32 protein-coding genes and 1 tRNA gene are annotated in these 26,125 nt (G+C 68.8%); 2 read left to right on the top strand and 31 right to left on the bottom strand.

All coding sequences use genetic code 11. The features are described from left to right. The 12 genes from gmd to smpB all read right to left on the bottom strand — a co-directional run bounded on the left by gmd (position 1) and on the right by smpB (position 8,427). Entirely contained in the window at positions 1–975 is a 975-nt protein-coding gene (gene gmd, locus Strain318_RS09250; RefSeq protein ID WP_367885422.1) for a GDP-mannose 4,6-dehydratase, read from the bottom strand. Positions 976–1,135: 160 nt separating this feature from the next. Further along, on the bottom strand, positions 1,136–1,357 hold the full coding sequence (rpmB, locus tag Strain318_RS09255; RefSeq protein ID WP_367885423.1) for a 50S ribosomal protein L28: 222 nt from the start codon (positions 1,355–1,357) through the stop codon (positions 1,136–1,138). Positions 1,358–1,360: 3 nt separating this feature from the next. Continuing rightward, the gene (gene rplQ, locus Strain318_RS09260) at positions 1,361–1,717 is read right to left on the bottom strand and encodes a 50S ribosomal protein L17 (protein ID WP_367885424.1); all 357 of its coding nucleotides are present in this window, start codon (positions 1,715–1,717) and stop codon (positions 1,361–1,363) included. Positions 1,718–1,722: 5 nt separating this feature from the next. Further along, positions 1,723–2,796: a DNA-directed RNA polymerase subunit alpha gene (locus tag Strain318_RS09265; protein ID WP_367885425.1), complete on the bottom strand. Its 1,074-nt coding sequence runs from the start codon at positions 2,794–2,796 to the stop codon at positions 1,723–1,725. A 187-nt stretch (positions 2,797–2,983) separates the two neighbouring features. Continuing rightward, a complete protein-coding gene (gene rpsD / locus Strain318_RS09270; protein ID WP_367885426.1) occupies positions 2,984–3,616 on the bottom strand; it encodes a 30S ribosomal protein S4 in 633 nt (210 codons plus the stop codon). A gap of 3 nt (positions 3,617–3,619) precedes the next feature. After that, positions 3,620–3,997 carry a 30S ribosomal protein S11 gene (rpsK, locus tag Strain318_RS09275; RefSeq protein WP_367885427.1) on the bottom strand — a complete coding sequence of 126 codons (378 nt, stop codon included), beginning with the start codon at positions 3,995–3,997 and terminating at the stop codon, positions 3,620–3,622. Beyond that, positions 3,997–4,374, bottom strand: coding sequence for a 30S ribosomal protein S13 (gene rpsM / locus Strain318_RS09280; protein ID WP_367885428.1), 378 nt, complete (start codon positions 4,372–4,374; stop codon positions 3,997–3,999). The genes rpsK and rpsM overlap by 1 nt, the downstream gene beginning before the upstream one ends. A gap of 5 nt (positions 4,375–4,379) precedes the next feature. Then, the gene (gene rpmJ / locus Strain318_RS09285; RefSeq protein WP_367885429.1) at positions 4,380–4,496 is read right to left on the bottom strand and encodes a 50S ribosomal protein L36; all 117 of its coding nucleotides are present in this window, start codon (positions 4,494–4,496) and stop codon (positions 4,380–4,382) included. Between the two features lie 303 nt (positions 4,497–4,799). Next, entirely contained in the window at positions 4,800–5,489 is a 690-nt protein-coding gene (pyrF, locus tag Strain318_RS09290) for an orotidine-5'-phosphate decarboxylase (protein WP_367885430.1), read from the bottom strand. A 90-nt stretch (positions 5,490–5,579) separates the two neighbouring features. Beyond that, a complete protein-coding gene (locus tag Strain318_RS09295) occupies positions 5,580–6,524 on the bottom strand; it encodes a dihydroorotate dehydrogenase (protein ID WP_367885431.1) in 945 nt (314 codons plus the stop codon). Then, on the bottom strand, positions 6,524–7,951 hold the full coding sequence (locus tag Strain318_RS09300) for an N-acetylmuramoyl-L-alanine amidase family protein (RefSeq protein ID WP_367885432.1): 1,428 nt from the start codon (positions 7,949–7,951) through the stop codon (positions 6,524–6,526). Before Strain318_RS09300 ends, Strain318_RS09295 begins: the two co-directional genes overlap by 1 nt. Continuing rightward, a complete protein-coding gene (gene smpB / locus Strain318_RS09305; protein ID WP_367885433.1) occupies positions 7,951–8,427 on the bottom strand; it encodes an SsrA-binding protein SmpB in 477 nt (158 codons plus the stop codon). Before smpB ends, Strain318_RS09300 begins: the two co-directional genes overlap by 1 nt. Positions 8,428–8,491: 64 nt before the next feature. Here smpB and Strain318_RS09310 point away from each other — a divergent pair. Beyond that, positions 8,492–8,575: transfer RNA gene (locus tag Strain318_RS09310), tRNA-Leu, on the top strand. Between the two features lie 79 nt (positions 8,576–8,654). Here the strand turns inward: Strain318_RS09310 and Strain318_RS09315 are convergent. The 19 genes from Strain318_RS09315 to Strain318_RS09405 all read right to left on the bottom strand — a co-directional run bounded on the left by Strain318_RS09315 (position 8,655) and on the right by Strain318_RS09405 (position 23,135). After that, positions 8,655–9,227 carry a hypothetical protein gene (locus Strain318_RS09315; protein ID WP_367885434.1) on the bottom strand — a complete coding sequence of 191 codons (573 nt, stop codon included), beginning with the start codon at positions 9,225–9,227 and terminating at the stop codon, positions 8,655–8,657. Positions 9,228–9,230: 3 nt separating this feature from the next. Then, positions 9,231–9,686, bottom strand: coding sequence for an RrF2 family transcriptional regulator (locus Strain318_RS09320; RefSeq protein WP_367885435.1), 456 nt, complete (start codon positions 9,684–9,686; stop codon positions 9,231–9,233). Between the two features lie 45 nt (positions 9,687–9,731). After that, on the bottom strand, positions 9,732–11,123 hold the full coding sequence (locus tag Strain318_RS09325; protein ID WP_367885436.1) for an aspartate ammonia-lyase: 1,392 nt from the start codon (positions 11,121–11,123) through the stop codon (positions 9,732–9,734). Further along, a complete protein-coding gene (locus tag Strain318_RS09330) occupies positions 11,120–11,917 on the bottom strand; it encodes a hypothetical protein (protein WP_367885437.1) in 798 nt (265 codons plus the stop codon). The genes Strain318_RS09325 and Strain318_RS09330 overlap by 4 nt, the downstream gene beginning before the upstream one ends. A gap of 90 nt (positions 11,918–12,007) precedes the next feature. Further along, positions 12,008–12,652 carry an MBL fold metallo-hydrolase gene (locus tag Strain318_RS09335; protein ID WP_367885438.1) on the bottom strand — a complete coding sequence of 215 codons (645 nt, stop codon included), beginning with the start codon at positions 12,650–12,652 and terminating at the stop codon, positions 12,008–12,010. Then, positions 12,652–13,635 carry a thioredoxin-disulfide reductase gene (gene trxB / locus Strain318_RS09340; RefSeq protein ID WP_367885439.1) on the bottom strand — a complete coding sequence of 328 codons (984 nt, stop codon included), beginning with the start codon at positions 13,633–13,635 and terminating at the stop codon, positions 12,652–12,654. The genes Strain318_RS09335 and trxB overlap by 1 nt, the downstream gene beginning before the upstream one ends. Before the next feature lie 52 nt (positions 13,636–13,687). Beyond that, on the bottom strand, positions 13,688–14,485 hold the full coding sequence (locus Strain318_RS09345; protein ID WP_367885440.1) for a hypothetical protein: 798 nt from the start codon (positions 14,483–14,485) through the stop codon (positions 13,688–13,690). After that, entirely contained in the window at positions 14,472–15,197 is a 726-nt protein-coding gene (locus Strain318_RS09350) for an SDR family oxidoreductase (RefSeq protein ID WP_367885441.1), read from the bottom strand. The genes Strain318_RS09345 and Strain318_RS09350 overlap by 14 nt, the downstream gene beginning before the upstream one ends. 4 nt (positions 15,198–15,201) lie before the next feature. Then, positions 15,202–16,065, bottom strand: a complete 864-nt coding sequence (locus Strain318_RS09355; RefSeq protein WP_367885442.1) for a PHP domain-containing protein — start codon at positions 16,063–16,065, stop codon at positions 15,202–15,204. After that, a complete protein-coding gene (locus tag Strain318_RS09360; RefSeq protein ID WP_367885443.1) occupies positions 16,062–16,328 on the bottom strand; it encodes a hypothetical protein in 267 nt (88 codons plus the stop codon). The genes Strain318_RS09355 and Strain318_RS09360 overlap by 4 nt, the downstream gene beginning before the upstream one ends. Next, a complete protein-coding gene (locus Strain318_RS09365; RefSeq protein WP_367885444.1) occupies positions 16,328–16,588 on the bottom strand; it encodes a hypothetical protein in 261 nt (86 codons plus the stop codon). The genes Strain318_RS09360 and Strain318_RS09365 overlap by 1 nt, the downstream gene beginning before the upstream one ends. Beyond that, complete coding sequence (locus Strain318_RS09370; RefSeq protein ID WP_367885445.1) at positions 16,588–17,928, bottom strand: dihydrolipoamide acetyltransferase family protein; 1,341 nt, start codon at positions 17,926–17,928, stop codon at positions 16,588–16,590. The genes Strain318_RS09365 and Strain318_RS09370 overlap by 1 nt, the downstream gene beginning before the upstream one ends. A gap of 30 nt (positions 17,929–17,958) precedes the next feature. Then, a complete protein-coding gene (locus Strain318_RS09375) occupies positions 17,959–18,252 on the bottom strand; it encodes a hypothetical protein (protein WP_367885446.1) in 294 nt (97 codons plus the stop codon). After that, positions 18,249–19,223 carry an alpha-ketoacid dehydrogenase subunit beta gene (locus tag Strain318_RS09380; RefSeq protein ID WP_367885447.1) on the bottom strand — a complete coding sequence of 325 codons (975 nt, stop codon included), beginning with the start codon at positions 19,221–19,223 and terminating at the stop codon, positions 18,249–18,251. Before Strain318_RS09380 ends, Strain318_RS09375 begins: the two co-directional genes overlap by 4 nt. Positions 19,224–19,225: 2 nt before the next feature. Then, positions 19,226–20,365 carry a thiamine pyrophosphate-dependent dehydrogenase E1 component subunit alpha gene (locus Strain318_RS09385; RefSeq protein ID WP_367885448.1) on the bottom strand — a complete coding sequence of 380 codons (1,140 nt, stop codon included), beginning with the start codon at positions 20,363–20,365 and terminating at the stop codon, positions 19,226–19,228. Then, positions 20,366–20,677 carry a hypothetical protein gene (locus Strain318_RS09390; protein ID WP_367885449.1) on the bottom strand — a complete coding sequence of 104 codons (312 nt, stop codon included), beginning with the start codon at positions 20,675–20,677 and terminating at the stop codon, positions 20,366–20,368. Positions 20,678–20,703: 26 nt separating this feature from the next. Then, complete coding sequence (locus Strain318_RS09395; RefSeq protein ID WP_367885450.1) at positions 20,704–21,150, bottom strand: hypothetical protein; 447 nt, start codon at positions 21,148–21,150, stop codon at positions 20,704–20,706. A 51-nt stretch (positions 21,151–21,201) separates the two neighbouring features. Next, a complete protein-coding gene (locus Strain318_RS09400; protein WP_367885451.1) occupies positions 21,202–21,825 on the bottom strand; it encodes a CDP-alcohol phosphatidyltransferase family protein in 624 nt (207 codons plus the stop codon). After that, a complete protein-coding gene (locus Strain318_RS09405; RefSeq protein WP_367885452.1) occupies positions 21,825–23,135 on the bottom strand; it encodes an exo-beta-N-acetylmuramidase NamZ family protein in 1,311 nt (436 codons plus the stop codon). Before Strain318_RS09405 ends, Strain318_RS09400 begins: the two co-directional genes overlap by 1 nt. Here Strain318_RS09405 and Strain318_RS09410 point away from each other — a divergent pair. Further along, positions 23,127–26,072 (top strand): glycoside hydrolase family 3 N-terminal domain-containing protein, encoded by a 2,946-nt coding sequence (locus Strain318_RS09410; RefSeq protein WP_367885453.1) that lies wholly within the window; start codon positions 23,127–23,129, stop codon positions 26,070–26,072. The two genes, Strain318_RS09405 and Strain318_RS09410, sit on opposite strands and share 9 nt — an antisense overlap. The last annotated feature ends 53 nt before the right edge of the window (positions 26,073–26,125 follow it).

A 26,125-nucleotide genomic window follows, 5' to 3' on the forward strand; every position in this document is an offset into this window, starting at 1 on the left:
TCAGCCGACGCCCTTGGCGGCACGATGCCGCGCGAGGTCGGCATCGACCATCATCTGCACCAGGCCCTTGAACGGCACCGTCGGGCGCCACCCGAGCTCTCGTGCTGCCTTGGCGGGGTCCGAGACGAGCAGGTCCACCTCCGCAGGTCGCATGAAGCGCTCGTCCTGCTTCACGAACTCGCGCCAGTCCAGATCCACGTGGCCAAAAGCCTCCTCGAGGAACTGCCGCACCGAGAACGTCTCACCCGTCCCGATCACGTAGTCACCCGGGGTCTCCTGCTGCAACATGCGCCACATCGCGTCCACGTAGTCGCCGGCGAAGCCCCAGTCGCGCCGCGCTTCGAGGTTGCCGAGGCGCAGTTCGGTGGCGCGGCCAAGCTTGATGCGCGCCACACCGTCCGTGATCTTCCGCGTCACGAACTCCAAGCCGCGTCTCGGAGACTCGTGGTTGAAGAGGATGCCACTGACGGCGTAGAGCCCGAACGACTCGCGGTAGTTGACCGTGATCCAATGGCCATAGAGCTTCGCGACACCGTACGGCGAGCGCGGATAGAACGGCGTGGACTCCCGCTGCGGCGTCTCCTGTACGAGCCCGAACATCTCCGAGCTCGACGCCTGATAAAACCGAGACCTCGGCACCGTGCGCCGCATGGCTTCGAGCATGCGGGTGACGCCCGTTGCGGTGAACTCACCCGTGAGGACCGGCTGGGTCCACGATGTGGCCACGAAGGATTGCGCCGCGAGATTGTAGATCTCGTCAGGCTTCACCTCGGCCATCGCATCCATCAACGAGGTCTGGTCGAGCAGGTCCGCCGAGACCAGCTCTACCTTGTCCACGAGATGCGCGATGCGCTCGTAAGGAGTGGTGGAGGAGCGCCGGACGATGCCGACGACGCGGTAGCCCTTCGCGAGCAGCAGCTCGGCGAGGTAGGAACCGTCCTGACCCGTGATGCCGGTGATTAGCGCGGTACGCACGATGACTGTCTGGTGGAGGGTCTCAAGAGGATAACGAGATCGCGGGTGCGGGCACGCCGTCGTGGCCGAGCTCGCGGCACCTCAGCGGTCCTTCTCTAGCAAAACGGGAGGAGCGCCGAAACGCTCCCCCCGCCGAAGCTCTCTTCCGAGCGCCTCGAACTCAAACCGCCGCGACAGCCTTCCGCGGGGCCCGCTGGATCTTGCCGGCGTTGAGGCAACGGGTGCAGACCTTGATCTTCACCGTCTTGCCCTCGACGACGATGCGGGCGACCTGAAGGTTCGGCTTCCAGGTGCGACGCGTCTTGTTGTTCGCGTGCGAGACGTTGTTGCCGTGGGCGACGCCCTTCGAGCAGACGTAGCAGATATTGCGCTGGATGGCCACGGGTCAGTTCTCCACGAGTTCGATGCGCGCCATCTCAGCACCGTCGCCCTTGCGGAAGCCGGTCTTGAGGATGCGCGTGTAGCCACCGGCCCGCTTCGCGAACTTCGGCCCGACTTCCTGGAACAGCTTGTCGGCCGCTTCGCGCTTCTGGACGTGCTTGCCGGCGAGGCGACGCGCGTGCAGGGTGCCCGTGCGCGCCTTGGTGATCAGCTTCTCGACGAAGGGCCGGAGCTCCTTCGCCTTGGCTTCGGTGGTCTCGATCGCGCCCTGCTCGATGAGCGAGGTCGCGAGGTTGCGGAGCAGCGCGAGGCGCTGCTCAGAAGTACGGCGGAGGCTCCGCCCAGCCTTACGGTGACGCATCGTGCTTATTCCTCTTCGTCGTCGTCAGGCGCAGCAGCGGCCGCACGGCTCGGCGGCGTGCCCCAATCGGCCACGCGCACCCCATCCGTCGACTCCTCAAACCGCATCCCGAAATTGAGTCCTTCCTTCTCGAGGAGGTCGGCGATCTCCTGGAGGGACTTCTTGCCGAAATTCTTGACCTGCAGGATCTGCGCTTCCGTCTGGCGGACCAGGTCACCCAGCGAACGGATGCTCGAGTTCTTGAGCGAGTTCACCGAGCGCACGGACAGCGAGAGATCGTCGATCGGCGTGCGGAGCAACTCGGCGAGGCGCGCGGCATCGCTCGAGCCCTCGGCGCCCGGCACGGCCACCGCAGCGGCCGCGTGGGTCCCGAAGGACGCGAAGTACTGGAAGTGCGTCTGCGCCAGCGCAGCGGCGTAGCTGACCGCCTGCTCCGGCGAGATGGTGCCGTTGGTCTCGACCGTCATCGTGAGGCGGTCGTAGTCCGTGCGCTGTCCGACGCGCGTCTCGGCGACGGCGAAGTTCGTGCGCTTGACCGGCGAGTAGATCGAGTCGATGCGGACCAGGTCGACCGGCAGCGAACGATCCGTCGGGTGCTGCTCGGCCTCGATGTAGCCGCGGCCCTTGTTCACGTACAGCTCGATCGAGAGATCGCGATCGTCCTGCAGCGTGAGGATGTGGTGCGCGGCGTCGACGACGCGCACGCCGGCCGGCAGGTCGAGCTGACCCGCGGTCACGGCGCCGCTCTTGGTGACCTTCACGCGCAGGATCGCGTCCTCGACATCCTCGTCCAGCGCGAGCACGAGGGTCTTGAGGTTCGCGACGATCTGGTGGACGTCTTCGACGACGCCCGGGATGGTCTGGTGCTCATGGAGCACGCCGTCGATGCGGATGCCCCACACGGCGGCGCCGCGCAGGCTCGACAGGAGCATGCGACGCATGGCGTTGCCGAGGGTGTGGCCAAAGCCACGCTCGAGCGGCTGCAACCGGAACTCCGCGACATTCGGGTTGTCGTCGCGCTTCGTCATTTCGACGAGCTGCGGACGGACAAGGCCGCGGAGGTCAATCGTCTGAGACATCGTTGGGAATCCTTGAGGAGAGAAAATCACGATGGCGAATCGCGCCACCGACGCCGTACCCCGGCCCTGATCCGCGGTACGCTCGTAAGGCCATCAGGGGGCCAGACCGACAACTGCAGTTACGAGTTGGGAGTGGTGAGTTGAAAGACTTCCAACTTCCAACTCCCAACTTTCAACTGTAGTTCTACTACTTCGAGTACAGTTCGACGACGAGCTGTTCCTGCGCCGCGATCGGGATCATCGCCCGCTGCGGACGCTCGAGCATGCGGCCGGAGAACGTGTCCTTGTCCACGGCCAGCCACGTCGGGGCCTGGCCACGGGCGGCGATCTCGAGCGCTTCCTTCACGAGCACGAGCTCGCGCGAGGCCTGGCGCATCTTGATCTCCTGACCGGGCTGCACCGCGAACGACGGGATGTCCACCGACTTGCCGTCGACCTCGATGTGGCGGTGACGGATCAGCTGACGCGCGGCCTTGCGGCTCGGCGCGAAGCCCATGCGGTAGACCATGTTGTCCAGGCGGCTCTCGAGCGCGGCGAGGAGGTTGTGGCCCGTGACGCCCGGGAGCGACGCGACCTTCTCGAACGTGTTGCGGAACTGACGCTCCGACACGCCGTAGATGCGCTTGATCTTCTGCTTCTCACGGAGCTGCTTCGCGTACTCGCTCACCTTGCGGCGGCGGGCCGTATTCTGGCCGTGCTGGCCAGGGGCATACGGGCGACGCTCAACCGGGCACTTCTCGGTGAAGCACTTCGTGCCCTTCAGGAACAGCTTCGTGCCTTCACGCCGGCACTGCCGGCAGCTGGGACCAGTGTAACGCATCGGTTAGACCCTCCGGCGCTTCGGCGGCCGGCAGCCGTTATGCGGAATCGGGGTCACGTCCTTGATGGACTTGACCTGCAGGCCGGCGGCGGCGAGCGCCTGGATGGCCGACTCGCGGCCAGACCCCGGACCCTGAACCTTCACATGCACACGACGCACACCGAGCGACAGCGCTTCGCGCGCGCACTGCTCGGCGGCGACGGTCGCCGCGAAGGGCGTGGACTTCTTGGAACCCTTGAACCCGGCCTTGCCCGCCGTGCCCCAGGAGATCGCGTTGCCGTGGGCATCCGTGATCGTGATGAGCGTGTTGTTGAAGGTCGCGTTGACGTGCGCGACGCCTTCGGCGTCGACGACCTTCTTGGTCTTCTTTCCGATAGCCATTACTTCGTCACCTTCTTCTTACCCGCGATCGCGCGGCGCGGCCCCTTCTTCGTGCGGGCGTTCGTGTGCGTGCGCTGACCACGGACCGGCAGGCCACGACGGTGGCGCAAGCCACGGTACGAGCCGATGTCCATGAGGCGCTTGATGTTCATCGCGATCTCGGTGCGCAGGGCACCTTCGACGCGCAGCGTCTTCTCGATCTCCTGACGGAGCTTGTTCACGTCCGCGTCATTGAGGTCGCGGATCCGCTGCTCCGGGTTCACACCCGTCGCCTCGAGGATCTTGCGCGCCGTGACGCGGCCGATGCCGTAGATGTAGGTCAGGCCGATCTCGACCTTCTTGTCGCGCGGAAGATCCACGCCGGAAATACGAGCCATGTGTATTAACCCTGACGCTGCTTGTGCTTGGGATTGCGCTTGCAGATGATGCGCGTCACACCCGCACGCTTCACCACCTTGCAATGCTCGCAGATCGGCTTGACGCTGCTACGAACCTTCACGGGAACTCCGACAGGTACGGATGAACGGGAAATCGTTGCAATGCCCGGGTTTCGGGCAGACCCGTAGGATAGTCGGGGAAACCCCTTGACACAAGGGGCGTGATCGACGTGTACCGTCTCTCGTCTTCCGGCATCTTTCCTGCCCCAGGCTGGGAGAGGGGAGATGGGGGCAGGGGCGGAGATGGAGAGAAGGGAATGGGGGGAGACGTTGGGGGAGAAGGGAGGGGTTCGTGAGACGTCTGCCCCCCGTCTTTCCCATTCTCGTCTCGCACTCCCCGTCCCTGCCCCCTTCTCTCGCCCCGTCTATCCGGCGGCCAGCGTCATCCGTATCTCGCGCAGGACGTCTACGGGAGATGGGGCGGCGGTGACGGCCCGTCCGAGCACGAGGTACGCGGCTCCGTCGGCCGCGGCTGACTCCGGTGTCGCCACCCGGGCCTGATCGTGGGTCGCGCCTCCGCTGAGCCGGATCCCCGGCACCAGCGGCTTGAGGCGCGGGTAGCTGCCGCGCACCGCGCGCACCTCGTGTCCCGAGCACACGATGCCGTGCGCGCCCGCACGGTCGGCGAGCTGCGCCAGGCGCAGTACCTCACCGCCCATTTCGGGCGCCTCGCGGCCCAGCGCGATGCCCAGTGACGGCGCGTCGAAGCTCGTCAGCACCGTAACCACGAGGATTCCGGTCTCGGCCCCTGCCCCCTCCACCGCGGCATCCACCATCGCGGCGCCGCCGTAGCCGTGTACGGTCAGGAGCGAGGCGCCCATCGTGGCAGCGCTCCGGGCGGCACCGCGCACGGTGTTCGGGATGTCGTAGAGCTTGAGGTCCAAGAAGACGCGCTTGCCCTCGCCGCGCAGCCATTCGACCACCCGCGGACCCTCGGCCGTGAAGAGCTCGAGGCCGACTTTGTAGAAGTCGGCGTCGGGGCCGAGGCGCTGGACGAGCGCCTTGGCGTCGGCGAGCATGGGGACGTCGAGGGCGATGATGGGCTGCGAGCGCACGGACGGTGGGAGAGGGGAGACGGAGGTAGGGGCGGAGATGGAGAGACGGGAATGGGGGAGATGGGGGGGAGACGGGAGACGTCGTCGCCATCAACCCGTCTTCAAGGTCCCGATGAGGTCTGCCACCTTTGCGCCGTGGCGCTCGCACCAACGCTCGAGATCCCGGACGATCCGGCCCGGCAGCTTCGGGTCGGCGAGGGCGGCGGTGCCGATCGCGACGCAACTCGCACCCGCAAGAACGAACTGCAGCGCGTCCTCGACGCTCTGGACGCCGCCGGCGCCGATGATCGGGACGCTGACCGCTTGCTTCACGCGCCAAGTCGCGAGCACGCCCACCGCCAAGAGCCCGGGACCGCTCACGCCGCCCGAGCCGAAGCCGAGCAGCGGACGGCGGCGCTCGACATCGACGACCATGCCGGGCATCGTGTTGATCACGGTGATGCCGTCGGCGCCTGCGTCGACGGCGCGCTTCGCGACATCGCCGATCTGCGGCAGGGTCGGCGAGAGCTTCACGAAGAGCGGCTTCTTCGTGCGCGAGCGCGCACCCGCAATCACGGCGTGCAGCGCCTGCGGGTCGGCGCCGAACTCCATGCCGCCCTGCTTCACGTTGGGGCACGACACATTCAACTCGTAGCCCTGGAAGCCCGACGCGTCGTCGAGGTGCTCGACCACCGTGCCGAAATCCTCGGCCACCTTGCCGACGACGTTCACGAGGACGCGCGGTGCGCGTACATGCGTCGCGATCCACGGCAGATCTTCGCGCTTCACCGCTTCCATGCCAGGATTGGCGAGGCCGACCGCGTTGATCATGCCGCCGTCGAAGTCCCCCACGCGCGGCGCCGGCGCGCCGCTGCGCGGCTCAGGGCTCACGGCCTTGGTGACGAAGCCGCCGAGTGACTCCAGCGACATCACGTCGGCGAGCTCGCGACCGTACGCCGCGGTGCCTGCCGCCAAGAGGATGGGATTCGGAAACGTGAGCCCGCAGGCCTCGACGGCGAGCCGCGAGCTGCTGGCGGTGTGCGCTGCAGCGGCCATCAACGGCCCGCGGCGCGCGTGCGCCGCTCGTAGTGGCGCAGGTACTCGAACACGGCGTCGCTGATCGACTGCGCGATGTCGCGCTGGCCGGCGGTGCTGGCCATCCAGCGCGCGTCCTCGATGTTCGTGCCGAAGCCGACTTCGACGAGGATCGCCGGCATGAAGGCCTTCGACAGCACCATGAACCCAGCCTGCTTCACGCCGCGGCTCGGTCCCGGGTGCTTCGCCGCGAGTGCGTCCTGCACGAGCTGTGCGAGGTCTGCCGATTCCCGAAGGTGCTCGTTCTGGGCGATGTCATTGAGGATGAAACCGAGCGGGTCACCGGCGCCCGGATTGGTCTCGACCTCGAAGCGCACGACCTCGTTCTCCATCGCGGCCACGCGACGTTCGTCCTCGGTCCGTGCGGTCGCGAGGAAGTACGTCTCGACACCACGCACCGCGCTGCCGTTCCGCCAATTGGGGTTCGCCGCATTCGTGTGCAGCGAGAGGAAGAGGTCCGCGCGCCGGGCGTTTGCGATGGGGCCGCGCTGGTCGAGCGGCACGAGGCGGTCCTCGGGACGCGTCAGCACGACGTCGAGTCCGCGCGAGCGGAGTTCGCTCTCGAGCCGCTTCGCCATCTCCAGCGTGAGACGCGCCTCGTTGACGCGCCGGCCATTGAGCACGACGCCGTTGTTACCGGGATCGACGCCGCCATGGCCCGCATCGACCGCCACGGTATAGCGCCGCGACAGCCCGGGCGGGGCCGCCGGATCACGCCGCGGCGTTGCGGGCGCTGCCGCACCGGGAGTCGACGCGGGCGGAGTTGCAGGGGTCGTCGCCGGATTCGCCGGCGGCGCCGAGGGCGGCACGACCACGCGCGGCTCGGGCGTATTGCTCGCCGTGCGCGCAGGCGTCGTCGGCGCGGCAGGCGTCGTGGCGGGGACGGCCGGCGCCGCCTCACGGCGCGCTACCGCCTGGAACAACCGGACCTCCCAGCGACTCCGGTCCCACACGATGCCCACGCCGAAGCGCGGGACGATCTCACTGAACACCTGCAGCGGCACGAACACCACGCCGCTGGAGACGAGCACCGCCTCGTGCAAGGGCAACGCGAATCCATTGTACGCGGCGAACGGCACGCCGTCCTGCAGCTCGATGGCCGAGCCGGAGAAGCTGACCCGCCAGCGATCCGCCGCGAGGGAATCCATGGTCCCGCCCAGGAGGCGGACCATGACATCGAGGCGCACGCGTCCCCCGCCCTCGCTCGGCAGCAACTGCACGACCGTGTCGCCCGCGACGCCGCGCACGCGGATCGCGTCGCCCGGCGGCGCATGCGGCGGCGCGGCATGCGGCGGCGCGGCATGCGACGCTCCGACCGACGCGACAAGCAGCGCCGCCGCGAACACCGGCGCGAGGGCGCGCCGCAGCGCGGACACCTGGCGCGCCATCAGCGATTGCTCCGCAGCGCACGCTGCACTTCGCGCGCATCGTCGCGCTCCTTCAGGTCGGCGCGCTTGTCGTGCAGCTTCTTGCCGCGCGCCAAGCCCAGCTTGAGCTTTGCGCGTCCGTGCTTGAAGTACAGGTCGAGTGCCACCAAGGTCAGCCCCTTCCGTTCCACCGCGCCGATCAGCTGCCGGATCTCCTTCTGGTGCAGCAGCAGCTTGCGCGTGCGCGTGGGTTCGTGATTCCAGATGTTGCCGCGTTCATAGGGCGCGATGTGCGCGTTGAGCAGCCACACTTCGCCGTCCTTCACGATGCCGTAGGCGTCGGTGATCTGCGCCTTGCCGTCGCGCAACGCCTTCACTTCGGTACCGGTCAGCACGAGGCCGCACTCCCACGTGTCGAGTATCTCGTAGTCGTGGCGAGCGCGTTTGTTCCGCGCAATCGGGACGATTTCCTCGTCGGGGGCCGGCTTCGTGTTCACAGTCCAGAAGGATGACGATTCAGCGTTGACTTGGGTACCGGTCTCGCGTACGTTCCGTCTCCTCGCCGAAGTGGTGGAATTGGTAGACGCGCTGCGTTCAGGGCGCAGTGGGCGCAAGCCCGTGGGGGTTCGAGTCCCCCCTTCGGCACTGAGCGGCAGATGTAAGCTGTAAGATGTGAGACGAAAGAGGTCGCCTGCGGGCGGCCTCTTTTTGTTTCTCCCGCCGCTTAGCCGCCCTGTGACGCGCGCAGTACGCTCGGGGGGACGTCCTCAGGCAACTGCACCTCTCCATAAGCCTTGGCCAAGAGGGCGCTGGCCTCGGCGGCGTAGCGCTCCAGCAGCTCGATCGCGTAGGCCAGTGGGGCACCCGCGGTGCGGGCGCCGTCGCTGGCGAACGCCAACAGGCAGCGTCCGACGGCGTCGGCCGAGGTGATGGGGCCACTGCGCAGTTGGAACGCCTCGCGATACGCCAGCAGGCGCTCGTTGAACTGCGACGCGGCGAGGTCGCGGCGGTCCTCGGCGATGCGCGGGTCGCGGTCCAGCATCACGCCGATGGCCGCGGCCAGCTCCGCCGCCGTGCGATCGTCGAGGGCATCACGCTGCGCGAGGAGGAGACCGATCGCCGCCCGGGCATACCGCAGCTCCCAGCGCGCATGGTCCTCGTCGCCACCGGCGGCAGCCTCCGCCAGCCACGCGACATCTCCCGCATCGGGCTCACGTCCAAGCCCCTCGGCCACCAGCTTGGCACGGCGATCCCGCTCACGCGCCGCGCGCCAGGCCGCCGTGAAGGGGAGCGCCATCGTTTACGCCTGCAGGACGGGGAGGCCGACCTTCTGCCGCACTTCGGGCTCGGCGAACAACAGGTCGGAGAGGCGCACCGAATCGAGCACTTCGTCGATGCGCTTCTGCAGCATGACCCACACGGGCCGGATGCTGCAGTCGCAGGAGTTGGCGCAGCGCTCGGAGTCGAGCGGGTGCGTCTCGCAGTGCAGGTCGAAGGTCACCAGCTCAGCGGCCGCGATGATCTCCCGCACGGTGATCTCGCTCGCCGGCCGCGCCAGCGCATAGCCGCCCTTGGCACCACGCGTGCTTTGCACGATGCCCGCACGCCGCAGGCGCAGCAGGATCTGCTCGACGTAGTCGCCCGGCAGCCGCTCCTTGGCCGCCACGTCCCGCCCCGTCACCGGGCCTTCGTCGGTGCGGCGTGCAAGGTGCAACGCGCAGATGACGCCGTATTCGGCCCAGGTGGTGATTCGCATACCCGAAAGATGGCCCCGGCGGCCTAATGGGACAAGCGTTGTCGGTTACGCGTCCTGTCCCGGTACCCCCGGCTCCGTCATCCGCGCGAGGTCCAAGAGGCGATCGGCTTCCTCGGGCGTGAGCAGCCCTTCGCGGAGCACGAGCGTACGGATCGACTCCCCCGATTCGACTGAGCGCTTGGTCAGGGCAGCCGCCTCCGCGTAGCCGATGCGCGGCGCCAAGGCCGTCGCCAGCGCGGCCGAGCGTTCCACCCAGTACGAGAGCATGGTGCTGTTCGCCTGCATGCCGCGCACCGTACGCTCGTCGAGCACTGCAGCCGCATTGCCGAGGATGCGGATGGCGCTCAGCACGTTGTGCCCGATGACGGGCATCATCACGTTGAGCTCCAGCTGCCCCTGCTCCGCCGCCGCACTGACGGTCGCGTCGTGCCCGACGACTTGGAACACGACCTGATTCACCATTTCCGGAATGCTCGGATTCACCTTGCCTGGCATGATGCTCGAGCCAGGTTGCACGGCGGGGAGCCGCAGTTCGTCGAGACCGGTGCGCGGACCGGAGGCGAGGAGCCGGAGGTCACTGGCGATCTTGCCGAGGTCCAGCGCCAGGACGCGCCACGCCGCACTCACGGCGGCGACATCGCCCATGCTCTGCATGAGCTGCACGCGGTCGGCGCCCTCGCGCAGCGGAAAATCCGTGAGTCGAGTGAGCTCGACCACCATGCGCTCGGCGTACACGGGCTCCGCGTTCACGCCGGTGCCGACAGCGGTGCCACCGATGCCGAGGTCGAGCAAGTAGTCTGCCGCCTCGCGCACGCGGCGCGCACCGCGTTCGAGCGAGCCGGCCCAACCCGCGACCTCCTGACCGAGGCGGATGGGCATCGCATCCTGCAGATGCGTGCGACCCGCTTTCACCAATCCGTCGAATTCCACGGCCCGCTGGCGCAGCGTGGCGGCCAGCGCATCGACTGCGGCGAGCGCCGGCCGCAGGCGATCGAGCGTCGCGAGCCGGATGGCCGTCGGGATCACGTCGTTGGTGGACTGCGCCATGTTGACGTGATCGTTGGGATGCACTGCGTCGCCGAGCGCACGGGTCGCCAGCGTCGCGAGCACTTCGTTGACGTTCATGTTCAGCGACGTGCCCGCTCCCGCCTGGAATACGTCCACCACGAACTGATCGCGATGCGCGCCGCCGAGGACGGCGTCGGCGGCGGCAATGATCGCGTCCGCGCGTGCCGCGTCCAGGCGCCCGGTGCCGCGATGCACGGACGCCGCCGCACGCTTGATGCGTACGACGGCGTCGATGAACGCGGGATCGGGCCGCAGCCCGGAAATCGGGAAGTTGGCGACGGCCCGCGCGGTCTGTGCGCCGTAGAGGGCGTCCGCCGGCACCTCGACGATGCCAAGCGGGTCGCGCTCACGGCGCGTCGGCGCGCTCATGGCACGGCGTCCGCCAGCGCCCGGAGCGGGAACTCGTAGATCGAGCGCACCCGCGTGCGCGTGCGGTCATCGAACTCCACGAGGCGCTCGCGCACCCGGATGAAGGCGAACTCCTGCGTGCCCGGCTGCCCGGCGCCCCACCCGTTGGCGAGGGTGGACGAGATCGTGCCGGACCCGTCGTCCTCGAAGGCGCAGGCGATCTCGAGATCTGGCTGCGTCGCCCCAGGCGTCGAGTTGTACCGCAGGGAGACAACCATGACGGAGCCCGGCTCGGTGGCTGGCTGCCACGTCACCGTCATCGGCTGGTTCTCGACGTAGGCCGGCAGCGGATCCGCCGTGAACGGCTCCGCGAGCCGCGCACGGATGGCCATGGGCTCGAAGCCACCAGTCGCACCGGGGATGCTCACGAGGACCGAGTCCCCTGCCGTGAAGTCGAGATACGAGCCGGCCGGGAACGTGTAGATGGGAAAGGTCGCCAGCGGGTTCGGAATCGCATTCTCCGAGAACCCGGCGACGGTGAAACTCACCATCGAGCCGGCGCTGATGGTCTCACCGGCATTGTCGCTGGGCACGGGCGGGGTGTAGCCGTAGAGCCCGCATTCCTGCGGCACGGCCGGGAACAGTTGCAGCCCGGCGATGTTGTAGAAGACGCCGCGGGCGCGGATGACCGGCGTGCCGCCGTTGTTCCACGCGCGGATGTCCACCAGGCCGATGCGCTCGCGCGCCGGCAGGTTGGTGTCGAGGCACGCGGAGAGCGCGAGGACGAGAGGTGCTGCGAGGAGAAGCGCACGCATTGGAGTTCGGAAAGTCGGGGAATCGTCGGGTGGGCACAGGCCCTGTTCCAATACTACACCGCAGCCCGCCGCCGTCACACCGGACGCGGTTCAGCCTTTGCGAAGGCGGGCGGTACCGTTCATGAAGGGGTTCGACACGCGCTCTTGGCCGATGGTCGTGCGGGGCCCATGGCCTGGATGCACGATCACGCCGTCCTCGAGCGTCAACAGGCGCTCGAGCGATCGCTCCAAGGCCGCCGCATCGCAGAGCGGCAGGTCGACGCGTCCGACCGAGCCCGCGAAGAGCACGTCCCCGCTGAAGCACAGCGTCTCGGACACGAAGGCCACATGCCCCGGCGCATGCCCCGGGAGGTGCCACACGGCGAAGCGTTCGCCGCCAAACTCGAGGATGTCACCCTCGGCGAGCGCGCGATCCGGCGGCGCTGGCGCCTCGAAGGGGAGCCCGTACCCGGCGGCGATGCGCGGCGCATGCTCCCACAGCGGCGCATCGAGCGGGTGCGCGTACACCGGCACCTCCGGCCACAGGGTCTTCAGGCCCGCGACGCCGCCGATGTGATCGAGGTGCCCGTGCGTGATCCAGATGGCCGAGAGCCGCGCGTCCATCCGCTCGATCTCGGCGGCGAGACGGCGCGGCTCCGCGCCCGGATCGATGACCACGACCTCGCGCGCCGACTCGTCATGCAGGAACCAGGTGTTCTCCTGGAACGCACCGACCGTGAGCGCGTGGACGCGCATCAGGCCGAGGGGATGAGCATCGGCACAGGGGCCGGCGTCGGCTCGCCGTTCTTGCGCGCCGTCAGGAACTTCTCGACGGCAATCGCCGCCGTGGTCGCGTCGCCGACCGCGGTCGTCACCTGACGCGTCAGCTGCGCGCGCACGTCGCCGGCCGCATAGAGGCCCGGGACCGAGGTCTGCATGTTGGCGTCGGTGATGAGGTAGCCCGCGCTGTCATGCTGCACGTGCTCCTTGATCATGCCGGTGTTCGGCGTGAACCCGATGAAGATGAAGATGCCCGTCGCGACGAGGTCCGACGCGACGCCGGTCTTCGTGTTGCGGATCTTCGCATGCGTCATGAGGCCGCCCGCGCCGACGATCTCGTCCACCACGGTGTCCGTGATGACCTGGATCTTCGGGTTCGCGAAGGCGCGCTGTTGCACGATCTTCGAGGCGCGGAACGTGTCACGGCGGTGCACGAGGTACACCTTCTCGGCGTAGCGCGTGAGGAAGTCCGCTTCCTCGAGCGCGGCGTCGCCGCCGCCGACGACCATGATGGTGTGGCCTTTGTAAAACGCCCCATCGCAGATGGCGCAGTAGCTGACGCCCTTGCCGGCGTACTCGACCTCACCGGGGACGTCGAGCTTGACCGGCGTACCGCCGGCCGTCACGACCACGGCGGGCGCCCGATAGATGTCACCGTTCTCGACGACGACGTCAAAGAGACCGTCCGCCGCCTTCTTCACCGACTCCACCGGCGTGGACGTGAGGATCTGCGCGCCGAACTTCTCGGCGTGGTTCTGGAACTTCGTGGCCAGCTCGTGACCCAGCACGTGCTCGAAGCCGATGTAGTCCTCGATGACCTCGGTATTGAGCAGCTCACCGCCGGGAAACCCGCGCTCCAGCACGACGCTCTTCAGCATCGAGCGTCCCGCGTAGAGCCCCGCGCACATGCCGGCCGGGCCGGCTCCGATGATCACCACTTCGTACTCGTGCGTCGCCACAGTGCGTCCTCGTCCTCGCGTTGGGAATCCGGAAATCTATCAGGCAATCCTGCTACGGTGCGGCGAGTTCCAGTACGGCGAGCGCCCCATGGCAATGTGACACGCTGCCGATCAGTACCTCGGCGGCTCGGCCCGCGGCGACCTGGGCCACGAGTGCGTCGGCGGCGAGCACCTCGTCGACGCTGAACATGCCGACGCCGTACGCACGGTGCACGCAGTGGAACACCGCCGGTCCGTCGATGCGGCGCCCGCGCAGCCGCTCCGTCTCGACGAATGCCCGTAGGGTCGGTGGCATGCTCCACGCGCGCGCCCCGCGCGTGTGCGGGCAGCGCGCAGGCTCGATGCAGTTGATCGGGCACAGCCATGTCGCGAAGCTGACGTAGTGCGTGCCGTCGTCACCGCTGCGCTGCCAGGGCACGTCCACCGCCCCCTCGAGCGGCGCAAAGCGCATCATGCGACCCGGCCAACGCGCGCGGGCTCGACGCATCACCCACTGCGCCATGAGGTGCGGCATCAACGGCGAGGGGACGATTGCGTGCTCGGCGGCCTGGTTCGGCGACGGCGCCTGAGCCTTGCCATCCAGATACTCCGCGAAGAACGAGCCCCATTCGCGCGCGACGAGCGTCACCGACGCGGCCGGCGGATCGCGCTCAAGCTCCGCGGCCACCCGGCAGTCGGCGTCGCGGTCGATCACCAGGAGCCGCTCCCAGCGCAACGCTCCCGCTGCATGGGCGCGCTGCAACTGGCGCAGATAGTAGCTGCCGTAGCAGCCCCCACCTACCACGATGATGTCGCCGTAGCGCTGCGGGTCGGCGGACCGCTCCGTCGTCGTCGCGCTAAGGTCGGACACGGCGACCACCGTCCACGAACAGCGTCTCGCCGGTCACGAAACCTGCGGTCGCGAGGTAGCGCACCGCCGCCGCGACATCCTCGGGCGCGCCGATGCGCTGCAGTGGCGTGTCCTTCGCGAAGGCCTCGATGCGATCGGCCGGCATCCCGGGCGGGGCGAGCACGAAGCCCGGGGCGACGGCGTTCACGCGGATATCGGGCGCGAGCGCGGCGGCGAGGTGCCGCGTCATCGCCATCACGCCGGCCTTGGCGATGCCGTGTACGCTGTAGTCTGGCCAGGGCTCCTCGGCCATGTGATCGGCGATGTTCACGATCGCGCTGCCGGCCGGCATGAGCCGCGCGGCCGCTTGGGCGAGCAGGAATGGCGCCCGCAGGTTGAGCGCGATGATGGCATCGAACTGCGCCGCGGTCGTGTGCCCCAGCCGCGTCTTCTCCATGCCGGCCGCACTATTGACCAACAAGTCGAGTCCGTCGAAGTGCGTGTAGACGTCGTCGACGAGGCGCTCACAGGCGGCGGCGTCGCTGAGGTCCGCGGCGAAGGCTTGCGCGTCCCCGCCCTGTGCGCGAATGGCCGCAACGACCTCGTCCGCGCCATCGCGTGAGGCGCGGTAGTGCACGCCGACGCGGTACGCCTCGGCGGCGAGGGCTTCGGCGATCGCGCGCCCGACGCGCTGGCCGGCACCCGTGACGAGCGCGACCTTGCCGGCCGTCATGCGCCTACGCGCCGATGCCGCGGCGCTCGCGCACGCGGCGATCCTGCAGCTCCAGCCAGCTGGCCGGCACCTGCATGGCGCCGAGCACGCGGCCGCCCTGCATGGCGCCGTGCCAATCGGAACCGCCGCTCACGACCAGCCCGAAGAACGCCGCGAGCGAGGCGAGCCGCAGCTCATCCTCGCGCGAGTGGCTCGGATGGCGCACCTCGATGCCGTCGAGCCCAGCCGCCACCAACGGCTCGATCGACTCGCGCCGGCCGTCGCCACCGGGATGCGCATACACGGCGATGCCACCGGCCTCGTGGATCATCGCGATGCCGTCGGCGATCTCGAGCCGCTCCTTGTCGACGTACGCGGGCTTGCCAGCGCCGAGCCACCGGTCGAACGCTTCGCGCAGGTCCTTCACCCATCCGCCCGCGACGAGGGCACGCGCCACGTGCGGACGGCCGATTGCGCCGCCCGCCGCTTGTTCGAGCACCGAGTCGAAGGTCACGGGAACGCTGGCCGCGTTGAGCCGCTCGACCATCTGTTCGGCGCGGCGCCGGCGGAATCCCCGGAACGCCTCGAGACGATCCTGCAACGCGTTGACGTCGCGAATGTGCAGGCCGAGCAGATGCACTTCGTCGCCGCCCTGGTGCACGCTGAGTTCAACGCCGGGTATCAAGCGCAGGCCCAACGCGTCGGCCTGCGCCTGGGCCTCGGCGATGCCGGCCAAGGTGTCGTGGTCGGTCAGCGCGAACGCGCTCAGGCCCGCGGCGTGCGCGGCCTGCACGGCAGCCGCCGGCGGCAGCGACCCGTCGGAAGCCGTCGAGTGCGCGTGCAGGTCGACGTAGGACGCGGGCGCGCCCGCGTCCGTCGGGTTCGTCACCGGGAGTACCCGGCCTCGGGCGACGTGTCGCTGGGCTGCGAGAGCGCGAACAGCCGCTCGAGCTCGGCGTCGCTGAGCTCGGCGAGCGAGGTCTCGCGCGAACGCGTGGCGGTCGGCGAGTAGCGGGTCAGGCGCACTTCGCGCTCATCGGCCGCGCCATGCACGAAGATCAGGCCGAACTCGTCGGCGTCGTACTGCGTGATGTAGCCGGAGGGATACACCTGCCACTGCTTGCCGGCGATGGAGATGCGGCGGGTCGGCATCAGGAAAGCTCCACCTGCGTGTAAATGCGCGACGGATCACGGGGGGTCTCCGGCGCGGCCGCGTGCGCGGCTGAAAGGGATTGGGCGCTGTCCGCCTCGCAGAACTCGACGAACGCACCCGCCAGCTGCTGCTCCTCGAAGACCCAGTATCGACAGCCCATCGCCGTGTAGTGCCGTTCCTTCTCGCGGAGCCGCTCGAAGAACTTTGCGCGGTCGGCCGGCGGCACCACGATGCGATGGATGGTCAGGGCCCGAGGCATCAGTTGGTCACGGACTCCAGCGTCTTCTTGAGGTCGGCCATGAAGCGGTCGGCGTCGGCGCCGTCCACCACGCGGTGGTCGAAGGACAGCGAGAAGTACGCGCAGGTGCGGATGGCGATGGTGTCTTCTCCATCGGCGCCGGTGATGACCTTCGGGCGCTTCTCGATGGCGCCGAGGCCGAGGATGGCCGTCGTGCCCACCGGGATGATCGGCGTGCCGAAGAGCGAGCCGAACACGCCAGGGTTCGTGATGGTGAACGTCGCGTCCTGCACGTCCATCGGCGAGAGCTTCTTGCTGCGGGCGCGCTGCGCCAGGTCGTTGGTGCCGCGCGTGAGACCCGTGAGGTTGAGGCCGTCGGCGTCCTTGAGCACCGGGACGATGAGGCCCGTGGGCTCCAGCGCCACGGCGATGCCGATGTTGTAGCGCTTGCGCAGGATGACGTCCGTGCCGCTCACCGTGGCGTTGAGCACCGGGTGCCGCCGCAGGTTCTCGACGACGCTGCGGATGATGAACGGCAGGTAGGTCAGCTTCTGTCCGCTCTCGCGCTCGAAGTCGGCCTTCATCTGCGCGCGCAGCTTGGCGACGCGCGTGAGGTCGATCTCGAAGAAGCTCGTGACGTGCGCCGCGACCTGCCTGGCCTGGCGCATGTGGTCGGCCGTGAGCTTGCGGATCTTGTTCATCGGCTCGACGACGTCGCCCGGCCAGGGGTTGAACGTCGGCTCGCTGACGTGGCCAGCCGGGACCGCGATCTGCGAGGGCAGGCCGGCCGGCATCGCGCCCGTCACCGGCGAGGGCGCCGCGGCCGGCTTCGCGCCGCTGGCCAGATACGCCTCGAAGTCCTTGCGCGTCACGCGGCCGGCGATGCCGCTGCCGTTGAGCGTGCTGATGTCCACGCCGGCATCGGCGGCCATGCGACGGACCAACGGCGAGCTCTTGGTGCGCACGCGCTCTTCGAACGAGCCTGCGGGAGCGGACGGCTTGGCCGCTGCGGCAGGCGCACTCGGGGCGGCAGCGACGGCGGCGGGGGCCGACGGAGCTGCAGCGGCAGGCGCGGGAGCCGGAGCCGCCGGCGCCGCCGGCGCCGCAACCGCCGCGCCCTTCTCCGTTTCGATGCGCGCCACCACGGCGTTCACCGGCACCGTCGTGCCTTCGTGCACGATGATCTCGACGATCGTGCCGGCGCTCGGCGCCGGGATCTCCGCGTCCACCTTGTCGGTGGAGATCTCGAAGATCGGCTCGTCGCGCTTCACTTCGTCGCCCACCTTCTTGAGCCAGCGCGAAAGGGTGCCTTCCGCAATGGACTCGCCCATCTGGGGCATGATCACGTCAACACGGGCCATTATCGCTCAACCTCAGGTCAGTTCGTACGGTCAGTTCTTGCGGTCTGTCGGCTCGTCCTTGGCCGGCGGCGCGGGCTGCCGCATCGCCGAGACCACGAGCCAGGGAAGCGTCAGGGCACCGATGGCGCCGCCGACGAACATATAAATGTACCAATCGCAGGTCGGGATGCCGTCGCACTTCGGGGCTTTGGTGAAAAACGCCACCGCCTTGCTCACCAGCACGGCGATCATCCCGCCCGAGAAGAATCCGACGACAGACATGAAACAGCCGATGGCGGCCTGACGGCCCACCGACGGCTTCTCGAAGTTCGCGGGCGTGGTCACCAGCCCACCAAGCGGCGCACCGCGGTCACGATGTCATCGACCTGCGGCAGCACGAAGTCCTCGAGCTGCGGCGCGTACGGCAGCGGGATGTCATGCGCTGTCACGCGCAGCACCGGTGCATCGAGGTACGCAAAGCAGCTCTCGTTGATGCGCGCCGTGATCTCGCCGGCGATGCCGCCCGTGCGCGTGTCCTCGTGCACGATGAGCACGCGGTTCGTCTTGCGCACCGTGTTGAAGATCGCCTCGTCGTCCAGCGGCGCGAGCGAGCGCAGGTCGATCACTTCGACGTCGATGCCCTCCGCGGCCAACTTCTCCGCCGCCTCGAGCGACTTATGCACCGTCGCCGCGTAGGTGATGATCGAGACGTCACGGCCCTCGCGAGCCGTGCGCGCCTTGCCGATCGGCACCACGTGGTCGCCGGCCGGCATCACGCCCTTGATGCGACGATACAGATACTTGTGCTCGAAGAAGAGCACGCAGTCGTCGTCGCGGATGGCGGCCTTCATCAGCCCCTTCGCATCCTCGGCCGTGGCCGGATACACCACCTTGAGGCCGGGCGTGTGGATGAAGCCCGCCTCGGGATTCTGCGAGTGGAACGGACCGCCGCGCACGTAGCCGCCCGAGGGTCCACGCACGACCATCGGCGTCGGCAAGAACGCGCGGTAGCGTGCCGTCGCGACGTAGTTGGTGAGCATGTCGTAGGCATTGGCGATGAAGTCGATGAACTGCATCTCCACCACCGGCCGCATGCCCATGTGGGCCGCGCCCGCGGCCGCGCCGACGATGCCGATCTCGCTGATCGGCGAGTCGATCACGCGCTGCTCGCCGTACTTTTTCATCAGGCCTTCGGTGACCTTGAACGCGCCGCCGAAGGCGCCGATGTCCTCGCCCAGCAGGAAGACGTTGTGGTCCCGCGCCATCTCTTCGTCGAGGGCCTCGCGGATGGCCTCGAGATACGTGATCTCGGCCATCGTCACTTCCCTCCCTTGGCGTCGAAGGTGCCCCAGCCTTCGGCGCGCTCCTTGCCGAGCTTCGACACATCCGCGCCTTCGCGGAACCACAGCGGCTTCTCGACCGGCGGATCGGCGTAGACACCAATCATCGCGTCGAGCGGCTCGGGGAACGGCGAGGCCTCGGCGATGTCCGTCGCGGCATCGACTTCCTTCGCAACGCGCGCATCGATCTCATCGAGCGTCGCCTGGGCGACCTTCTCGCGGTCGAGCAGCACCCGCACGAACCGGTCGATGGGGTCGTTCTCCGCCGCCCAGCGCTCGATCTCGCCGTCCGGCACGTACGACTGATTGTCGTGCTCGGCGTGACCCTTGCGCCGGTACGTCATGAACTCGAGCAGCTGTACGCCTTCGCCGGCGCGCGCGCGGTCCACCGCTCGCTTGGTGCAGTCATAGACCGCCAGCACGTCGTTGCCGTCGCATTGTTCGCCCGTGACGCCGTAGCCGATCGCCTTGTCCACGAATTGCGCGGCGGCCGTCTGCTTGGACGTCGGCGTCGAGTAGGCGTAGCCGTTGTTCTCGATGACCACGACCAGCGGCAGCTGCTGCACCGCCGCGAAGTTGATGCCCTCGTGGAACGCGCCGGTGCTCGTCGCGCCGTCACCGACGTAGACCAAGCCGACGCGATCCTCGCCGCGCATCTTGAAGGTCATGGTCACGCCCGTCATCACCGGCACCATGTCGCCGAGCGGCGAGATCTGGCCGAGGAATCCGCGCGTCTTGCCGGCCTCGCCGATGTCGCCGAAGTGGATGTTGAGCTCGCGGCCGCGCGTCGGCGAGTCGCCCTTGGCCATGTACTGCTTGAGCACTTCGACCGGCGTCGCGCCCTTCACGAGCATCGCGCCGAGGTTGCGGATGAGCGGCGACATGACGTCGCGCTGCTCGAGCGCGTAGCAGGACCCGACCGCGTCCGCTTCCTGGCCCAACGAACGGAACAGGCCGCCGACGACCTTGGTCTGCCGATACAGCGCCACGAGCCGCTCCTCGAGCGTGCGCGTGAGCCGCATCCAGTAGTAGAGCTCCAGCTTGCGCTCGATCGGCAGCGCCTCGCCCAGGTGGGGCTGCGCGCCGCGCGAGGCGGCGCGCCCGGACTTGGGAGGCATTCAGTAGGCCGGGGCGAACGTGTGCTTGGCGTCGACCTGCGTATGCAGCGAGACGAAGAACTTCTTCACGTTGCGGTCGAGACGGCTCTCACCCATCTGGTCCGTGTCGGCTTCCACGAACACGTAGTGGCCGCCTTCCATCTTCACGCTGATGGTCAGGCTGGACGGAACCTCGGGCGTGCCGACGCTGCCTTTGAACGTGCGGGAGCGCGCGGTCTGACCGGCCGGCATCATCCCGATCGTGGGGAAGAAGGCGTCGGCGGTGGCGAGGACGGCGTCGGGATGCAGGCTGGTGCGATGGAAGTGCTTCATGGGGGGCTGAAGACGGAAGGTTCGAATCAGTTGCTGCCGGTCGGCACCACTTCATTCCGGACCTGCTGGCGCCAATCGTCGGTGCGCTGCAGGGCCTGCGTGCTGTCGCGGCGGAAGCGGAATCCCATGGCCCACTCGCCCGCCGTGATGAACATGATCTTGGCGCGATACGTGCCCGGCTCGGGGCCGTATTCGAGGCCGTTGTAGACGGTCTTGCGGTCGGCGTTCGTCGCGAAGAGCTGGCCCTCGCCGTTCACGATCGGCTCCCGCGTCTCCTTGTCGTAGACGGTGATCGTGTACGTGATCTGCTCGAGCGCGCGCGGCGGGATGACATCCGGCTTGAGGCGGATCTCGAAGCTGTCCGTCCACAGGCGCACCACCCCGATATCATCGGGATTGGGACCACAGGCCTGCACCGCCCCGGCGAGCGCCGCGACGAACAGGAACGACAGCAGGGGACGGAGGCGAGCCATCGGATGCTCCAAGGTGGCGGGACGACCGGGAACCCTTGGAAAATAGCGAGGTTACGCGCTCCGGGCGACGTGCCGGACCCGCTGGACCACGGTCCAGACGGCCGTCACCGCCAGCAACGTCACCACCCCCCGCAGGACCGCGCCGTTCCAGAGCAGGCCGAAGAAGGCCTGCGGGGCCGCCAGGATGGTGATGCGTTCAGGGCGCTCCAGGGCACCCACCCCCTTCAGGCTGATTCCGAGCGCGTCGGCCTTGGCGCGGGTGTAGCTCGTGACCTGCACCGCGCTGAGGGCCAGCAACGAGACACCGACCATGGGCCACGAGCGGTGCGGGCCGTCCGCCGCGAAGAACAGGGCGATGCCCCCGAAGAGCATCGCGTCGGCCACCCGGTCCAGCGTCGAATCGAAGAACGACCCGAAGACCGTGGCCTTCCCGCTGGCGCGCGCGACGGCACCATCGATCACGTCGAAGAACGCGGTCAGCCCCAGCGTCCAGCCAGCCGCGTGGATCCAGCCGGCCGCGAACATCGCGCCGGCCACACCGCAGCAGAGCGTGCCCAACACGGTGAGGGCGTTCGGCGAAATGCCCACCCGCACACACCACGCGACGAGCGGCTGCGTACCGCGCAGGTAGCCGTCGCGGATCGCGTGCCAGAGGGAAAGCGGAAGCGCCGCCATCAGCGGTAGATCAAGTACTGCCGCGTGGCCTGCTGCCACGCCACCACGCTCGGCAACTGTGCATCGATCAGTTCGTCAGGATCGCCGCGGCCGAGCAGGCCCTCGCGTACCGACGGCATGCCGAAGCGCTCGTCCCACCCGCGCGCGTTCACCTCGAGCGAGTCCGGGTGCACCTTGGCGATCGCCCAGAGCACGGCGGCGCCGACGCGCGCCATCTGCGCCCGGTCGCGGTCCACGAGCACGATGCGCACACCGGGAATCGCGCGGTTGCCGTACTTCGCGTCGGTGGGATTCCGCGGCGTGAAGCGTTCGGCTTCGAAGCGCACGCCGCTCAACCCGCGCGTATTCAGCGAGTCCACCACCTGCTGCGCATCGAGCCACGGGGCGCCGACGCGCTGGAATGGCAGGTCGGTGCCCCGCCCGACGGACAGATTGCTGCGTTCGAAGGCGACGAGCGCGGGATACAACGTGGCGCTGGTCAACGTGACCATGGCCGGCGACGGGACGATCCACGGCAGCTTGGTGTCGTCCCAGTACATGCTCCGGCGCCAGCCGCGCATCGGGACCACGTGCAGCGTGACGGGCATGGCCAACTCCGCGGCGAACCAGCGGGCGAGCTCGCCCATCGTCATACCATGCCGTAGCGGCGCCGGGTATAATGCGTAGGCACGGCCGCGCCGCTCCGGCGTCGGGTCTTCGGGATTCGCCAGCGCAGCATCGAGCAGCGGCCCCTCGACGCGACCGGAAATCGGATTGGGGCGGTCGAGTACAACGAAGGGAATGCCCGCGCGCGCCGCGGCGCGCATCGCGTACACCATCACGCCCACATACGTCCACGTGCGCGTCCCGATGTCCTGCAGGTCGAAGACCACCGCGTCGAGGTCGCGCAGCAGCGAGTCCGGCGGCGGGATCGTTTCGCGCGTGTACAGCGAGTGCACGGTGAGGCCGGTCGCGCGGTCGATCTCATCGGGTAGGTCGGGCCGGTCGGCGACCCCGCGAATGCCGTGCTCCGGCGAGAACAGCCGCACCACGGTGATGTTGGCCGCGCGCGCTCGCGGATCGCGGTGCAGCAAATCCACCACACTGCGCCCCTCGGCGTCCACCCCCGTCTGGTTCGTGATGACCGCGATGCGCTTGCCCGCCAGCAACGCCAGCGAATCCTCCATGAGCACGGTCAGCCCCGGCGCGACCGCTACGTCACGGCGCGCCGGACGAGGCTCCTGCGCCCGCGGGCGCGGCGCGCAGGCCAACAGCCCGACACAGAGCCAGAGTCCCTTCATGCCCACGCCATTCCACGCCTGATGCGACACCCGCGCCTCCGTGCGGCCCTGCTGGGCCTCGTCCTGGTCTCCTGCGCGCCGGTCAGCGCGCCTGCACCCGCGCCCACCGTCGTCGACCGCGTCACCGTCCCCGACGTCGAGCCCGTCGAGGTGCCATGGTCCGTGCAAACGCTCCCGCCGTCCCTGCATGACCCGCTGCCCGAGGCGGCGCAGCAGTGGATCGACACCACCATCGCCGGCCTCACGCTCCGCGAACGCGTCGCACAGATGGTGATGATCTGGGTCCTCGGGGATTATACCAGCACGAGCGATTCCTCGTTCATCCTTGCCGTCGAGCGCATCCGTCGCGACAAGGTCGGGGGCGTGGTGATGTCGCTCGGCTCGCCGATCGAAGTGGCGGAGAAGGTGAACGCGCTGCAGCGTCGCGCCGAAATCCCGTTGCTGGTGTCGTCGGATGTGGAACCGGGACTCGGGCGCCTGGAAGGCGGCGTATTCTCACCGGGCACCCTCGCTGCCGGCAGCGCGACGGTGCTGCCGAGCAACATGGCCATCGGTGCCACACGCCGCATCGAGCACGCCCGCGAGGCCGGCCGCATCACCGGCGAAGAGTCGCGGGCCGTGGGCATCCACCTCGCCTTCGCCCCGACGGTAGACGTCAACAACAACCCGGCGAACCCGGTCATCAACGTCCGCTCGTTCGGGGAGGACCCGCTGCTCGTCTCGGCCATGGGCACGGCGTTCGTCGAAGGCATGCAAGAGTCGGGCGTGGCGGCAACTGTGAAGCACTTTCCGGGGCACGGCGACACGGACACCGACTCGCACAACGCGCTGCCGGTCGTCACCGCCTCGCCCGAGCGGCTCTACGCACTCGAACTCGTGCCCTTCCGTGCGGCCATCGACGCCGGCGTCGCCGCCGTGATGAGCGCGCACATCGCGCTGCCGGCCGTCACGAATGACCGCACGCCGGCGACGCTCGCGCCCGAGATCATGACGGGACTGCTGCGCGATTCACTCGGCTTCCGTGGCCTCGTCGTCACGGATGCCATGGACATGCGCGGCGTCGGCCAAGGCTACGACAACGCCACGAGCGCCGTCCGCGCCGTGCAAGCGGGCACCGATATCCTGCTGATGCCGCCCGACGTGCCGCTCGCCATCGACGCGGTCGTGGCGGCCGTCGAAGCCGGCACCATCACGCGGGAGCGGATTGACGCCAGCGTACGCCGCATCCTCGAGCTCAAGCTGCGCACCGGCGCCATCCAGCGCCCGCTCGTCTCGCTGGACTCGCTGCGCGAAGTCGTCGGGCGGCGCGAGCACCGCGAGAAGGCCCTCGAGATCGCGGCCGACGCCATCACGCTGCTGCGCGACACGCTCGCCGAGCTGCCCCTCGCCGCGAATCGCCCCGCGCTGGTGCTGACGTACGCGGGTGAGAACGACGTCCTCGCGGGTCGGCCGTTCGTCGCGGAGTTGCGGGCCGCGATTCCGGTGACGCGCAGCGTCCGCATCACGCCGGCGACGCCGCGCGCGCGGCTCGACTCGCTCCTCACTGCCAATGGGGCCGGCGAGCAACTGGTGGTCGCGACCTTTGTCCGGACCATCGAAGGCGAGGGTCGCTTCGCCATCGCCGAGCCGGTGGCGAAGTGGATCGACTCCGTCGCCGCGCAGCGCGCTGTCCACGTGGTGGCGTTCTCGAGTCCGTATGTGCTGCGCGAGATTCCGCGCGTGAGCGGTTTCGTCGCCGCCTACGGACGCGGCGAGGCGATGGAGCGCGCGGCGGCGCGCGCCATCACCGGACGCAGCCCCATGCGCGGCGTACCGCCGACGTCCCTGCCCGGCTTCTTTGCCGCCGGTGTGCCGTATCGCCGTCCCTTGCCCGCGTGGGCCGCGGCCGTCACAGACTCGGTGCGCCGTGTGCTCGAGCAGGGCTTCCGCGATTCCGTGTTCCCCGGCGCCATCGCCGTCATCGGGACGCGCACGCAGCTCGTGAGTGAGGTGACGGTCGGCCGCATCGACTGGCCGGACAGCGCCGCCGCTCCCGACGCGCACACCATCTGGGACATCGCCTCGCTCACGAAGGTCGTCGGCATGACGACGGCGATGATGCAGCAAGTCGAACGCCGCGCCATCGAGCTCGACGCGCCGGTGCAGCGCTACCTCCCCGAGTTCACCGGCCCCGGGAAAGCCGCGGTCACCGTCCGTCACCTGCTCACGCACACGAGCGGACTGCCCGCCCATCGCACGCTCTGGACGGAGACGGAGACCGCCGAGGAGGCGCGCCGGCTGGTGCTGGCGACGCCGCTCGACACCCTGCCCGGCACGCGCTACGTGTACTCCGACCTCGGCGCGATGATCGCCGGCTGGATCCTCGAGCGCGTGACCGGCCAGTCGCTCGACCTCTACCTCCAGGCGCAGGTGTTCGGACCGCTGGGCATGGTGGACACGCGCTATCACCCGCGCGTCGAGGACGTGGCCCGCATCGCCCCCACCGAGGTCGACCCGTGGCGTGGCCGGCATCTGCGCGGCGAAGTGCATGACGAGAACGCGTTCCGCCTGGGCGGCGTCTCGGCGCACGCCGGACTCTTCAGCACCGCCGCAGACCTCTCGCGCTTCGCGCAGATGATGCTTAACGGCGGGACGCTCGGTGGTGCCCGCATCGTGCGGCCGCAGACCATCGCCGACTTCACGCGGGTCCAGGATCTCGCCATCTCGCACCGCGCGCTGGGCTGGGAAACGCCCAACGGCACGAACTCCGCCGGCCGGGTGCTGCGCTGCCCGGCGTTCGGGCATACCGGCTTCACCGGCACCTCGTTCTGGGTGGATCCGGCCCGCGATCTGTTCGTCATCATCCTCACGAATCGCGTGAACCCAAGCCGGGCGAACTCGCGCATCGGCCCCGTCCGGACGACCATCGCCGACCTCGCCGCGACCCGGGCTGGGCGCGGCGGACCGGCCGCTCGGGGCTGTCCCTGACTTGTCAGCGGAACCCCGAACCCTATATTCAGGATTAGTTGGTCGCTGCGGCG

Source organism: Pseudogemmatithrix spongiicola (assembly GCF_030623445.1).
Taxonomy (GTDB): Bacteria; Gemmatimonadota; Gemmatimonadetes; order Gemmatimonadales; family Gemmatimonadaceae; genus Pseudogemmatithrix; species Pseudogemmatithrix spongiicola.